Below are 12,769 nucleotides of genomic sequence, written 5' to 3' on the forward strand. Positions count from 1 at the left end.
CGAAAAAAGCCCCGGGGCCATGGGGCTCCCGGGGCTGCGGCTCGATGCGCGCTACCGCTGGCGCGCGGCCAGCCGCTCCACCACCGCGACGAGGCGGTCGATCTCCTCGAACGTGTTGTAGAAGGCGAGCGAGGGCCGCACCGTGGCCTCCACGCCGAAGCGGCGCAGGATGGGCTGCGCGCAGTGGTGGCCCGTGCGCACGGCAATGCCTTCCGCGTTCAGGGCGTCGCCCACCTCGGCCGTGGTGTAGCCGGCCAGCACGAACGACATCACGCTGGCCTTGTCGGCCGCGGTGCCGATCAGGCGCACGCCACGCACCTCGCCCAACGCCCGCATGCCGTAGCAAAGCAGTTCGTGCTCGTAGCGCGCGATGGCCTCGATGCCCACGCGGCCCACGTAGTCGATGGCCGCGCCCAGGCCCACCGCGTCGGCGATGTTGCCGGTGCCGGCCTCGAAGGTGTTGGGCAGCGGCTGGTACACCGTCTTCTCGAAGGTGACGTCGGCGATCATGTTGCCGCCGCCCTGCCAGGGCGGCATGTCTTCCAGCACCTCCCGCTTGCCCCACAGCGCGCCGATGCCCGTGGGCCCGAACACCTTGTGGCCGGAGAAGACGAAGAAGTCCGCGCCGATGTCCTGCACGTCCACCCGCATGTGCGAGACGGACTGGGCGCCGTCCACCAGCGCCTTCGCGCCCGCGCGGTGCGCCATCTCGACGATCTGCTTGACCGGCACCACGGTGCCCAGCGCGTTGGACACCTGGGTGACGGAGACGATCTTCGTGCGGTCGTTCAGGAGCTTCTGGTATTCGTCCAGCCGCACCTGGCCGGTGTCGTCCACCGGGATGACGCGCAGCTTCGCGCCCTTGGCGGCGGCGAGCTGCTGCCAGGGAACGATGTTGGCGTGGTGCTCCAGGTGGCTCACGATGATCTCGTCGCCCTCGCCCACGTGCTGGCGGCCCCAGCTCTTGGCCACGAGGTTGATGGCCTCGGTGGTGCCGCGCACGAAGATCACCTCGTTCACGTCCGGCGCGTTGATGAAGCGGCGCACGCGCTCGCGGGCGCCTTCGTAGGCGTCCGTGGCGCGGGCGGCCAGTTCATGGGCCGCGCGGTGGATGTTGGAGTTCTCGTGCTCGTAGAAGTGGCTGATGCGCTCGATCACCGAACGCGGCTTGTGCGTGGTGGCGGCGTTGTCCAGCCAGGCCAGGGGCCACCCGTTCACGCGCTCGGCCAGGATGGGGAAGTCGCGCCGCACGGCATGCACGTCGAAGCCGCCGCCCGCCGGCGCCGCCACGCGCGGCACCGCGTCCGGGCCCTGGCGGGCCGGATGGGCCGGCGTCACGAAGCCGTCGGGCAGCGTCACCGCATCCACGAAGTAGAAGCGGGGGTCCGCCAAAGGCACGGCGGAAGGCACGCCCGCCGCATCCCGGGCCGGCGCCACGCGCGGCACCTCGGGCACCGCGAACGGCAGGCGGGCCAGGGCGTCCAGGCCGCCGCTCTCCCCCACCGCCGCCAGCCCGGGCCGGGAGGGGTCGGTGAAGTAGAACGGCGATGCGGCCGCCCCCGCGGGCGCGGCGGGCGCCACGGCCCCGGGCACGCCGGTCACGGCCCCGCCGATGCGGGGTTCGTAGGCCGGCAGCGCGCCCAGCACGTGGTCCGGCACGCCGTTGCCCGCCTGCGCATGCGGCAGCAGCGCGGGCGCACGGTGGGCGAGCGAGGCCAGGGGCGTGGGCGATGCGGGCAGCAGGTTGCTGCCGGGGATCTGGCCCAGCGGCACGGGCGTGCCCGGCACGCCGGGCGAGAGGCCCGCGGGGCTGGCCAGCGGCGAGCCGGCCGGCGCCACGTTCACCGGCGCCTGCACGCCCGGCACCGGGGCCAGCGCCGCTTGCCCGGGCGCGGCGCTGAACAGCGCATTGGCCATGCGGGCCAGTTGCGCCACGTCCAGCGGCGGCTGGGCCGCATCGGCCGCTCCGGGCAACGGAGAGGAAATCGAGGAGGAAATCGCCATCGTTCCGACCCGCTGCTTACTTGTAGGTATCGGGGTAGTCGTGGTACTTGTTCACTTCCACGTCGTCCAGCACGGCCAGCGCGTCGGGCGTGAGCACCGCCAGCGAGCAGTACAGCGAGATCAGGTAGGACGCGATCGCGTGGTTGTTGATGCCCATGAAGCGCACCGACAGCCCCGGGCTCTGCTCGCCCGGCAGGCCGGGCTGGAACAGGCCCACCACGCCCTGGCGGCGCTCACCCACGCGCAGCAGCAGGATCTTGCTCTTGCCGTCGGCCACGGGCACCTTGTCGGACGGGATCAGCGGGATGCCGCGCCACGTGATGAACTGCGAGCCGAACAGGCTCACCGTGGGCGGGGGCGTGCCGCGGCGCGTGGCCTCACGGCCGAACGCGGCGATGGCCAGCGGGTGGGTGAGGAAGAACGCGGGCTCTTTCCAGACCTTGGTGAGCAGCTCGTCGAGGTCATCCGGCGTGGGTGCGCCGGTGAGCGGGAAGATGCGCTGCTCTTCCGCCACCTGGGCCAGCAGGCCGTAGTCGGGGTTGTTGATGAGCTCGCTCTCCTGGTTCTCCTTGATGGTCTCGATGGTCAGGCGCAGCTGCTCCTTGATCTGGTCGTGCGGGCTGCTGTAGAGGTCGGAGATGCGCGTGTGCACATCGAGCACGGTGGAGACCGCGTTCAGGAAGAACTCGCGCGGATGCTCCTCGTAGTCCACGAAGGTGCGGGGAAGCTGGTTCTCTTCTTCCTTGGCCGTGCACGTCACCTTGATGGATTCAGGGTTCTTGACGCTGTTGAGGCGGTAGATGCCCGCCTCGACCGGCACCCATTGCAGCAGGTGCGTGAGCCAGCGCGGGCTGATGGTGGACAGCTGGGGCGCGGTCTTGGTGGCGTTGGCCAGTTGCCGTGCTGCGTTGTCGCCGAGTGCGGTGGTGCCACCCAATGTTGCCGACATGTAGAAAACTCCCTGTGGTTCGGATCAGTGATGAGAAAAAAACCCGCCGAGTGTCCCGGCCTCCACCGCCGGCTTCAACATGCTATAGACGCCAAGCTGATACCCTGCACCAGTTGCGCCTGCGCCACCTGCTCGCCGCGCATCACCAGCGTGGAGGCCGGGATGTCGAGCGACACGGCCAGCTTGGCGACGGTCACGAGCGACGCGATGGACGCGCCGCGCTCGATCTCCCCCACGTACGAGCGGTTGAGGTTGGAATATTCGGCCAGCCGCTCCTGCGACCAGCCCAGGGCCTCACGCGACTGCCGCACGGCGATGCCGAAGCTCTTGACCAGATCCGTCATGCGCGCGACTCCCGCACCGCGTCGCGCGCGGTCAGGGCGCCGGCCACCGGCGCGAGCGTGGCGGCGCTCTCGCGCGCCATGGCCTGGGTGATGTGCGCACCCGGCGGCACATCGGTGGTGACCCACACGTTGCCGCCGATCACCGCGCCCTGGCCCAGGGTCACCCGGCCGAGAATGGTTGCGCCCGCGTAGATGACCACGTCGTCCTCCACGATGGGGTGGCGCGCCAGCCCCTTCTGCGGCCGGCCCTCGGCGTCGGTGGGGAAGCGCTTGGCACCCAGCGTCACGGCCTGGTAGAGGCGCACGCGCTCGCCGATCACCGCCGTCTCGCCGATCACCACGCCGGTGCCGTGGTCGATGAAGAAGCCCGCGCCGATGCGCGCGCCGGGATGGATGTCGATGCCGGTCTGCGCATGGGCCAGCTCAGCCACCATGCGGGCCAGCAGGGGCAGGCCGAGCCGGTAGAGCACGTGCGCGAGCCGGTGGTGGATCATGGCCAGCACGCCGGGATAGCACAGCAGCACCTCGTCCACGCTGCGCGCGGCGGGGTCGCCGTGGTAGGCCGCGAGCACGTCCGAATCCAGCAGCCGGCGGATGGCGGGCAGCGATCCGGCGAAGGCACGGGCCGCGTCCAGGGCGGCCTGCCCGGGGGTGGCCCCGTCGTCCACGGCGGCAAGCTGGCGCGCGCTCTGGCCCCATTCCAGGGCGATCTGGCCGTGCAGCGCCTGCAGCGCGGCGTCCAGCTGGTGGGCCACGAACAGGTCCTCGCTCTCGGGCCTCAGGTCGTGCGGCCCGAGGCGCAGCGGGAACAGCGCGCCCTTGAACTGCTCCACGATGCGGGCCACCGCGTCGCGGGAGGGGAATTCGCGGCCGGCGGGCTCCTGGGCGCGGTTCTGGGCCTCGCGCCACTCGCGGCGCACGGCGTGCAATTGCCGGCCGATGCCGGCGATGTCGAAAACGGGCATGCGTGAGGGCTCCTGCGCGCGGCTCAGTCCTGCACCCACGGCAGGCCGTGGAAGCGCCAGCCATCCGAGCCGCCGCGCTGCTGCAGCGCGTCCAGCTCGCCCTCGAAGCCCTCCAGCACGTTGAACACCGCGCTGAAGCCCGCCTGGGCGGCGGCCTGCGCGGCCAGGGCCGAGCGCTTGCCGCTGCGGCACAGCAGCAGCGCCACGGCATTCCTGCCGCCGTGGGGCGCCAGCCGGGCCTCCAGCTCGCGCACGAAGCGGGGGTTGCGCGTGAGCGCCGTGCCCGTGGCCCAGGGCACGTGCAGCGAGCCGGGCACATGGCCGACGAACTTGCGCTCTTCCGCCGAGCGCACGTCCACCAGCACGGCCGATCCCTGCTGGTGCAGCCGCCACGCGGCCGGCGGCGCCACGCCGCCCGCATGGGACAGCCCCTCAGACTGCGCGCGCTCGCGGGCGGCTTCCAGTTCGGGTGGCAAAACGAGGTCGGGGGTGGCGGTGGGCGGCATCAGCGGGGTTCTCCTCAAGCAGGCTGGGCATGGCGGCCCCGGCAGAGGGCTCGCCTTCCGTGGCACTGTAGGTCCGCACCCAAAAAGCCCAAAAGAATAAAAAATCGAATTCTCAAAACAAAAACATCCATCGAACACCCTGCCCCGCGCATGCGAAAAAGCCGCGCGCAACCCATCGGGTCGCGCGCGGCCTGGCACGGATCGCGGGGCCCTGCGCCCCGCCCGGCTTCGAGGGAATCCGCCCTGGCGGGCTTACCAGCCCGCGAGCACGGCCCCCTTGAACTGGGTCTCGATGTACTGGCGGATCTCGTCGGAGTGGTAAGCCTTCAGCAGCCGGGCCACCCAGGGCTTGTCCTTGTCGGCCTCGCGCACGGCGATGAGGTTCACGTAGGGGCTCTTGGCGCTTTCCTGGGCGATCGCGTCGGTCTTGGGGTTGAGGCCGGCGGAGAGCGCAAAATTGGTGTTGATGGCGGCGGCGTCCAGGTCGTCGAGCGAGCGGGCCAACTGGGCGGCATCGAGTTCCACGAACTTGAGCTTCTTCGGGTTGGAGGTCACGTCCAGCGGCGTGGCCTTCAGGCCCGCGCCCTCCTTGAGCTTGATGAGGCCCTTGTCCTGCAGCACCAGCAGCACGCGGCCGCCGTTGGTGGGGTCGTTGGGGATGCCGAAGCGCGCGCCCTCCTTCAGGTCGTCCAGCTTCTTGGCCTTCTTGGAATAGAGCCCGATGGGGAAGTTGACCGTGTAGCCCGCGGAGACGAGCTTGTAGCCCCGGTCCTTGACCTGCGCGTCGAGGTAGGGCTTGTGCTGGTAGCTGTTGGCATCGAGGTCGCCGGCGGCCAGCGCGGCATTGGGCTGCACGTAGTCGCTGAATTCGACGATCTGGATCTTGAGGCCGTCCTTCTCGGCCACTTTCTTGACCTGCTCGAAGATCTGCGCATGCGGGCCGGCCGTCACGCCGATCTTGAGCGGCTTGTCCTGGGCCAGCACGGGAGCGCACAGGCCGGCGGCGAGCGCGAGGGCCAGGGTCGATTGCAGCAGGGAGCGCTTGTTCACGGAAATCACCTTGTCGAATGGGAAAAGCGTGCATCTTAGATTTCACGCCATACAACCCATAACAATAAGTTTTCATTCCCTTAAAACACGGGAACATAAACCAGTCCATGGCGCACAACCCCGAGAGGGGTGGCATCCCGTCCGTGAAAGCTGCGTGACCGGAAGCATGGCTGGTACGTACGCCTTGCAAGCCGCCATCGATGCCGGAGCCGAACGCAGCGTGATCGCTCAGTGCTGCGCACTGACGGATTTCATCGCGGGTTACTACCGATCCCACACAGATTGTTAACGTTAACAATTCGCCTTCATCGGACTGTTAACGTTAACAAACTCACCCCCGAGATTGAAACGGTGCCGCTTGAGGCACCTTTTCAGACGCCTGACCGGGCTTGGCGAACGCCCATTCAGAACAGTTCCCGATGCAGCGGCCATTGCCAGGGCCGCACTTTTCCGCTCTCGCTCGCAATGACAAGAAATCAACAGGAGACAAACCATGAACTCTGCACTCACAGACTGGCGTTCGCTGAGTCTGCTCATCTCATCGGTCGCCATGCTGGGCTGCGGCGGCAGCGGTAGAGGAATCGACGCCCCGCCATCGGGTGCCGCAGCCGTCCGGTCGGCGGGGCTGGTGTACGCGGAGCCCACCGTGGGCTCCGATGCGTCGGGCAATCAGACGGTCAGTGTGGCCATCCTGTCGCAAAGCGGCGTCCGGACAGTGACCACCGCAGCCGTGAGCTCCAGCAGCGTGGATTCGATCAAGGCAGCGCTGGTGCCCGGCAACCTGGTGGACTGGATTCCCAACGGGACGGACAAGGCCACCGTGCCCGAGAACACTGCGCAAACCTTCAACGTGATCCTCGCGAAGGGGAATTCGTCGGCAGCGCAGTTCAACTTGCAGAAGTATGGTGCGTCGGTGAGCCGGCATGGCAACGCCCCAGGGCCGATGGTGGCTGCCGGCTGGGTCTACAACAAGAGCGCAGGCTCGATCACCATCGGGGACGGCACCACGGTGACGGCCGACCAGGCGGGACGCGCGTTCGAGCGCCCCATCCGCCGGTACGAGGAGACCTACTCCGTTGCGCCCGACGCCGTCGTGTTCAACGTGAATACGGACGACTACGCCAAGAGCGCTGCGGCGGACTTCACCGCCATCCCCGTGACGGTGAACTACGACTACAGCACGACATCGCGCCAGGCTGCCTACGTTCTGTTCGACAACAACTACCTGAGCGCCGATTCCGCCAAGGTCGTCGCGATCTGGTATTTCACGCCGCAGTCCAAGTCCGACGGCAAGCCCGTCTGGGAAGTCCCGTCCCAAAGCCCGATGCTCGCGGACAAAGGCAACGACCCCGTCTCCGGGCAGCCGTTCATGAGCATCAACGCGACCAGCCCCACCTCGGCGCCCTACTCCCGCAGCACGGAGCCCTTCGAGATGATCAAGGACACCCTGTACTACGTCGGCGACAACGAAGTGGCCTCGTACCTGCTGAAGGCAGACATGGGCACTCCCGACGATCCGTCCGACGACAAGGTGATCAAGGTGGACGCGGGCTGGCCCAACAGCGGCTACCAGTATTGGAAGAACATGGAGCTGATGGGTGTGGACCCGCGTTCAGTGACCGACATCTGGCTGACCCATGGCCACAGCGATCACTACGGCACCGTCGTCGAACAGCTGAAGATGATGGACAACGCCGGCAAGAAGATTGCGCTGTGGGCATCGAAGGAGGATGCGGTCGCGGTGACGTCGGACATGCAGGGCAACACCTGGAACATTGCGGGGGCCCTTCCCGCATCCGAGACGGTGATTCGCGCGCGAACCACGAACTCCTACGAGTACGACAAGTGGTACGACTACGGGAACGTGAAGATCATGGTCATCTGGTCGCCCGGCCATACCCCCGGAACGACCAACATGCTGTTCCAGGTGAAGAACCCCACGGACGGGAAGTTCTACACCTTCGGCTATCACGGCGGCTACGGCTTCAATGGCTTGAACACGCCCACGGCCAGCAACGGCTGGCTCCGCCTGTCCTTCCAGCATGGGTTCAGCTATCTGCAGAACACGGTGAACGTGGATTTCGTCTCGCCCCAGCACACGAACCAGTTCCCGATCGTCGAGGTGTATCAGGCACTGAAGGCATACAACCGCGATCCCGCCAATGCCGGCAGCCAACTGACGATGCTCGACGCCATGTCCTCGCGGGTCTTCGACTCCCCGAGCGTCAACGGCGCGAAGATCACGAGCGAGTTCTCCAACCAGCTTGAGAAGCGCCGTTCGGTGGCCTCCTATCGCGCCAGCGATGCGGCCAACACCAGCTACAAGAGCATCGAGACGTCCGGTCCCTTCAAGCCCGGGCGCGAGAGCGGGCTTGCCGCGGTACGCGCCACCGTGCTGGACGAAGGCCGAATCATCCAGGGGTTCGTGGGCCCCCAGAACAAGAACCCCCGCATACCGCTCCTGGCCAACGGCATCGTCACGGCGACGGATCAGTACACCAACGATCCCGGGGGCTTCTACGTGCAGGTCGCGCTCGATGTGCAGGATTCCGGCTACAAGGGATACATCCCCGAAGGCTACTCGCAGTTCAGCCCCGGCATGAACGCGACGATCGCATATAAGGGCGGCCCGGTCGAGTCGGTGCACGCGGCCAAGGGCACCTACCATCCGCCGGAGTACCTGCGCACGCAGCGCGTGAACTCCCTGGCTGAAGCCCAGACGATCCTGCAATCGATCAAGAAGGGCCGCACGGTGACGTTGTCGCTGACGCCCGCGAGCGAGATCGTCGTGCCGTCGAACATCTCGCAAACCTTCCAGTAGCGACCCGGTGGTGCATGCGGCCGATTGCGCGCGGCCGCATGCCCCCCCCATCCAGCCATCCCCGATCGATTGAAAGCCCGATGTCCATGAGCGCACTCCGCCCATTCCCGCCAAGAGTCCTGCTGCGAAGCCTCGCTGTCGTGGCCTCGTTGCAGTGCGCGGTCATGCCGTCTTTCTCCGGTGCGAATGCACCTGGTGTCGCGGCCATGCCATCCGCATCCGATCCGGGCAATGCGCGTGCAACGCATGACCTGGCCAATCGCTACAGAGACGGAACGGGAGTGCCCATCGACAGGCAGAAGGCTTTCGAGCTGTACACGTCGGCGGCGGACAAGGGGGTGGCCGATAGCCACTACGAACTCAGCAAATTCTTCAATGGAGGATCCGGCAACCAGATCGACATGGCGCGCAGCCGCATGCACCTTCTGAAAGCGGCAGAGCTGGGCCATGGACCAGCGCAGGCGGAACTCGGGTTTGCCTATCTCAACGGCGCGGGGGCTCCCAAGGATTTGGCGCTTGCATTCAAGTGGTTCGATGCTGCGGCCATGAACCATGTGGTCCTCGCACAGTGCATGCTGGGCGACTTCTATCGAGGTGGTCTGGGCGGGGTCCGGCAGGACCATGCCGCGGCGGTTCGCTGGTACCGGAAGACGGCCATGACCCGTGATCGCTGCGCTCCCAAATCTCAATACGAACTCTACGTCAGCTATGCCGCAGGACTGGGCGTCAACAAAGACCCGGCGACGGCTATCGCATGGTTGAAGCGCTCGGCGAATGCGGGCAACCCGCAAGCGCAGAAGGCACTCGGCCAGGCCTACCAGCGTGGCGCGGGGGTTCCCGCGGACCCGGCGCTCGCGAAGAAATGGTTGCTGAAATCCCGGGAGGGAGTGGCGCCTCATGATGACCACGAACACGATGATCCGGAGGAAAGCGCCGCGAATGCCCCAAAGCATCGCAGCGCACACCCACACGCTCACTGAAGCCACGACCAGACGGCCGCTTTCCCGGGGCCATCCATCTGGCTGCGCCTGTGGCCTGGCGCATTGGACGGCACGCCTGAGATCGTGAACACGTGCTTAGCGGAACAGCGACAGGTCGATGGCATCCGCCATGGCCTGGTAGCCGGTGTCGTTGGGGTGCAGGTGGTCGCCGCTGTCATAGGCCGCGCGCAGCCTGGAGGGCGCGTTCGGGTCGCGCAGGGCAGCATCGAAATCGATGACGCCGTCGGCCTGCGATGCACCCGAGCGGACCCAGGCATTCACGCGGGCGCGCTTGGCATCGCCTGCCGGGTCGTAGTAGGGCGAGGGCTGCCCGTCGGGCCCCAGCGCGTGGTCGAACGGCAGCAGCGTGCCGAGATACACCTTGAGCCGGGCGGCCCGCGCGCGCTGCACGAGGCCCGCGAGCCCGGCGATGACCTCGTCGGCGCTGACCGCCTCGGAGGGCACGAGGTTGGAAAAGCCGATGTCGTTGATGCCGATCAGCACGATCACGTGCGTGGCCCCGGACACCTGCAGCACGTCGCGGTCGAACCGGCCCGCGCCGCGCGGGCCGGCGCCGTCGTGCAGGATGCGGTTGCCCGAGATGCCGGCATTCGCCACGCTGAATCCCGGCAGCGACGGATCGGCCGCCACGCGGCGCGCGAGCGCGTCGGGATAGCGCCGCGATCCATCGACGGTGGAGGCGAAGCCGTCGGTGATCGAATCGCCGAACGTGACGATCGTGCCCCGGGTCGAGGTGTTCCGGACGTCGATGCCGCTGATCCAGTAGTACGAGGTGGTCGGCGGGTCGGCCGGCGCCACGTCCGTGGCCTGGGTCACGTTGCCCGCGGCCATGTACGTGTTGCGCATGCCGAGCTGGTGGTAGGTACCCAGGGCCGTGCGCGGGCCCACGTACAGCGAGACGGCCACGTCGGACAGGCCCTCCAGGGGCATCGCCGCCACGTCGCTCCAGATCTCCTGGCCGGCAGGAACGGTGACGGACGCCTGGCCGCCGAAGGTCAGCGCCACATCGGTCCCCGGCTGGGTGCGCGTGCCGCCGGCGCTGCGCGCGATGCGCAATTGGCCGACCGGCAGCGCCGCGGGCCCGAACAGGTTGGAGACGCGAACGCGCACCCCGTCCCCTCCAGCGGCGATGCGCATCACCTGGCGGATCGTCCGGTTCTCGGCGAAGGCGGGCGCCAGGGCGCCGATGGGCGAGACGGCGTTGTAGTCCGACACCGGCGCGGTCCAGGCGGCCTGCAGGGTGGCGGAGCCGCCGCCGCCACCACCGCCGCAGCCCTGCAGGACCGCGCCCGCGCAAAGCGCCCCCAGGAGGGTGCGGCGGCGCATTGGGAAAGAAGAGGAAGAAGGGGGCTGGGGTATCGCCATGGGCTCTGTCTCCTTGGAATGGTGTCACCGGCATCCGGGTGGCAGGCACGGTAGCGCGCGGCCACGGCCCGGTCTTTCAAGAACGTACGCGCACGTTCAAAAATCAACCCAGGGATCACCCTGATCCGGGAGCGGCGCCGCTGTCAGCTTTCGGCAAGCCTGGCCGACTACCTTGCGCGCATGGATGCCCCCGCCTCCTGCGCCGCCGCGCCCTGCGCGAACACGGCGCAGCTCACGCCCCCCGCCTGGCCCGGCCCGCCGATGGGCCGCTTCCGGCTTGCGCCTTCGGGCGCCACGCAACTCGGACCGGTGGCGGTGGACACGCTCACGCTCTGGACCGGCGGCGCCTGCGAGGTCGAGATGCGCTGCGACGGCCTGCGGCACGGCTGGCGCCGCACGAGCGGCATGGTGGACCTGCTGCCCGCGGGCACGGTGGTGAGCGACGTGCGCTGGAGCGGCGACGCGATGCACTGCACGTGGCTCCATCTGCATGGCGCGCTCACTCCGCGCCACGAGGGCATGCCGGGCATGCCGGGCGTGCCGGCGCGCACCGGCGTGCAGGACCCGCACATCACGGACCTGCTCCAGCGCCTGGAAGCCCAGGCACTGGCGGCCATGCCGCTGGGCGCGGCCTACGTGCAGGCCCTTGCGCTCACGCTCGCCACCTACCTGCGCGGCCGCTATGCGGAAGGCCCGCGCTGCGGCTGGCACGGCGCCGAGCCGCGCGTACAGTGGGAGCGCCTGCGCGCCTACATCGACGAGCACATCGGGCAGACCGTCTCCGTGGCCGAGATGGCGCGCACGATCGGCTACAGCACCAACCACTTCGCGCGGCTGTTCCGGCGGTCCTTCCAGAAGTCGCCGCACCAGTACGTGATCGACCGGCGCATCGAGCGGGCGCGGCATCTGTTGCTCGACCCCGACCGCCCCATCGCGGAGATCGCGGCCGAATGCGGGTTCGCCACGCAGGCCCACCTGAGCAGCGCCTTCAGGCGCCGCCTGGGCCTCACGCCCGGCGAGTTCCGCGCGGGCAGGAACTGAACGGCGGCCCCTGCGGGCTGCGCGCGCGAAGGGCTGCCCCGGACACAGTGGCTTCAGCGGTGGCTCAGCCGGCGCACCGCCCAGTCGCCCAGGCTCTGCACGGCCTGCACGAAGAAGATCAGCACCACCACCACGGCCAGCATGATGTCGGGCAGGAAGCGCTGGTAGCCGTAGCGGATGCCCAGGTCGCCCAGGCCGCCGCCGCCGATCGCGCCGGCCATGGCGGAATAGCCCGTGAGGCTCACGAAGGTGATGGTCAGGCCCGCCACGATGCCGGGCAGCGCCTCGGGCAGCAGCACTTTCCAGACGATCTGCCAGGTGGTGGCGCCCATGGCCTGGGCGGCCTCGACGAGGCCGTGGTCCACCTCGCGCAGCGAGGTTTCCACCAGCCGCGCGACGAAGGGCGCGGCGGCGATGGTGAGCGGCACCACGGCCGCCGCCGTGCCGATGGACGAGCCGGTGATGAAGCGCGTGAGCGGGATGATCGCCACCAGCAGGATGATGAAGGGCGTGGAGCGCACGGCGTTCACCACCCAGCCCATGGTCTTGTTGAGGGCGCCGTTCTCCAGTACGCCGCCCCGGTCGGTGAGGCGCAGGAACACGCCCAGCGGGATGCCGATGAGCCCGCCCACAAAGCCCGAGATGCCCACCATGACGAGCGTCTCCCACAGCGAGGTGGCGAACAACTCCAGCATCATTTCCGAAAAGTTCTCGAACATCGCC

At 68.3% G+C, this 12,769-nt stretch carries 11 protein-coding genes; 3 read left to right on the forward strand and 8 right to left on the reverse strand.

The window, feature by feature from the left end; translation table 11 throughout:
* Positions 1 to 51: 51 nt before the first annotated feature.
* The 6 genes from AX018_RS15095 to AX018_RS15120 form a co-directional block, all read right to left on the reverse strand.
* Positions 52 to 2,004, reverse strand: coding sequence for a family 2A encapsulin nanocompartment cargo protein cysteine desulfurase (locus tag AX018_RS15095; protein ID WP_111878630.1), 1,953 nt, complete (start codon positions 2,002 to 2,004; stop codon positions 52 to 54).
* 16 nt (positions 2,005 to 2,020) lie between these two features.
* A complete protein-coding gene (locus AX018_RS15100) occupies positions 2,021 to 2,953 on the reverse strand; it encodes a family 2A encapsulin nanocompartment shell protein (RefSeq protein ID WP_111878632.1) in 933 nt (310 codons plus the stop codon).
* Positions 2,954 to 3,027: 74 nt separating this feature from the next.
* Complete coding sequence (locus AX018_RS15105) at positions 3,028 to 3,297, reverse strand: helix-turn-helix domain-containing protein (RefSeq protein WP_111878635.1); 270 nt, start codon at positions 3,295 to 3,297, stop codon at positions 3,028 to 3,030.
* Positions 3,294 to 4,262: a serine O-acetyltransferase EpsC gene (gene epsC, locus AX018_RS15110; protein WP_111878637.1), complete on the reverse strand. Its 969-nt coding sequence runs from the start codon at positions 4,260 to 4,262 to the stop codon at positions 3,294 to 3,296. Before epsC ends, AX018_RS15105 begins: the two co-directional genes overlap by 4 nt.
* Positions 4,263 to 4,285: 23 nt before the next feature.
* Positions 4,286 to 4,768, reverse strand: a complete 483-nt coding sequence (locus tag AX018_RS15115; RefSeq protein WP_111878640.1) for a rhodanese-like domain-containing protein — start codon at positions 4,766 to 4,768, stop codon at positions 4,286 to 4,288.
* Positions 4,769 to 5,020: 252 nt separating this feature from the next.
* Positions 5,021 to 5,818, reverse strand: coding sequence for a MetQ/NlpA family ABC transporter substrate-binding protein (locus AX018_RS15120; protein WP_111878702.1), 798 nt, complete (start codon positions 5,816 to 5,818; stop codon positions 5,021 to 5,023).
* Between the two features lie 493 nt (positions 5,819 to 6,311).
* Here AX018_RS15120 and AX018_RS15125 point away from each other — a divergent pair, with 493 nt between their 5' ends.
* Both AX018_RS15125 and AX018_RS15130 read left to right on the forward strand, forming a co-directional pair.
* Positions 6,312 to 8,639, forward strand: coding sequence for an MBL fold metallo-hydrolase (locus AX018_RS15125; protein ID WP_111878643.1), 2,328 nt, complete (start codon positions 6,312 to 6,314; stop codon positions 8,637 to 8,639).
* Between the two features lie 86 nt (positions 8,640 to 8,725).
* Complete coding sequence (locus AX018_RS15130) at positions 8,726 to 9,619, forward strand: tetratricopeptide repeat protein (protein ID WP_170146275.1); 894 nt, start codon at positions 8,726 to 8,728, stop codon at positions 9,617 to 9,619.
* A 96-nt stretch (positions 9,620 to 9,715) separates the two neighbouring features.
* Here AX018_RS15130 and AX018_RS15135 read toward each other — a convergent pair whose 3' ends face one another.
* Positions 9,716 to 11,005 carry an SGNH/GDSL hydrolase family protein gene (locus AX018_RS15135; protein WP_111878648.1) on the reverse strand — a complete coding sequence of 430 codons (1,290 nt, stop codon included), beginning with the start codon at positions 11,003 to 11,005 and terminating at the stop codon, positions 9,716 to 9,718.
* Positions 11,006 to 11,185: 180 nt separating this feature from the next.
* On the opposite strand from AX018_RS15135, the gene AX018_RS15140 reads away from it, so the two are divergent.
* Complete coding sequence (locus AX018_RS15140) at positions 11,186 to 12,046, forward strand: helix-turn-helix transcriptional regulator (protein ID WP_111878651.1); 861 nt, start codon at positions 11,186 to 11,188, stop codon at positions 12,044 to 12,046.
* Positions 12,047 to 12,099: 53 nt separating this feature from the next.
* Here the strand turns inward: AX018_RS15140 and AX018_RS15145 are convergent, their stop codons facing one another.
* Positions 12,100 to 12,765, reverse strand: coding sequence for a methionine ABC transporter permease (locus AX018_RS15145; protein ID WP_111878654.1), 666 nt, complete (start codon positions 12,763 to 12,765; stop codon positions 12,100 to 12,102).
* Positions 12,766 to 12,769: the final 4 nt, after the last annotated feature.

The sequence above is a fragment of the Paracidovorax anthurii genome (genome assembly GCF_003269065.1).
GTDB lineage: Bacteria > Pseudomonadota > Gammaproteobacteria > Burkholderiales > Burkholderiaceae_C > Paracidovorax > Paracidovorax anthurii.

What these genes read in the sequence shown, in the direction of transcription:
- AX018_RS15140 (WP_111878651.1), top strand. Translation starts at nt 11,186, where the DNA reads ATGGATGCCCCCGCCTCCTGCGCCGCCGCGCCCTGCGCGAACACGGCG.
- AX018_RS15095 (WP_111878630.1), bottom strand. Translation starts at nt 2,004, where the DNA reads ATGGCGATTTCCTCCTCGATTTCCTCTCCGTTGCCCGGAGCGGCCGAT.
- AX018_RS15105 (WP_111878635.1), bottom strand. Translation starts at nt 3,297, where the DNA reads ATGACGGATCTGGTCAAGAGCTTCGGCATCGCCGTGCGGCAGTCGCGT.
- AX018_RS15130 (WP_170146275.1), top strand. Translation starts at nt 8,726, where the DNA reads ATGAGCGCACTCCGCCCATTCCCGCCAAGAGTCCTGCTGCGAAGCCTC.
- AX018_RS15100 (WP_111878632.1), bottom strand. Translation starts at nt 2,953, where the DNA reads ATGTCGGCAACATTGGGTGGCACCACCGCACTCGGCGACAACGCAGCA.
- AX018_RS15135 (WP_111878648.1), bottom strand. Translation starts at nt 11,005, where the DNA reads ATGGCGATACCCCAGCCCCCTTCTTCCTCTTCTTTCCCAATGCGCCGC.
- epsC (WP_111878637.1), bottom strand. Translation starts at nt 4,262, where the DNA reads ATGCCCGTTTTCGACATCGCCGGCATCGGCCGGCAATTGCACGCCGTG.
- AX018_RS15125 (WP_111878643.1), top strand. Translation starts at nt 6,312, where the DNA reads ATGAACTCTGCACTCACAGACTGGCGTTCGCTGAGTCTGCTCATCTCA.
- AX018_RS15115 (WP_111878640.1), bottom strand. Translation starts at nt 4,768, where the DNA reads ATGCCGCCCACCGCCACCCCCGACCTCGTTTTGCCACCCGAACTGGAA.
- AX018_RS15145 (WP_111878654.1), bottom strand. Translation starts at nt 12,765, where the DNA reads ATGTTCGAGAACTTTTCGGAAATGATGCTGGAGTTGTTCGCCACCTCG.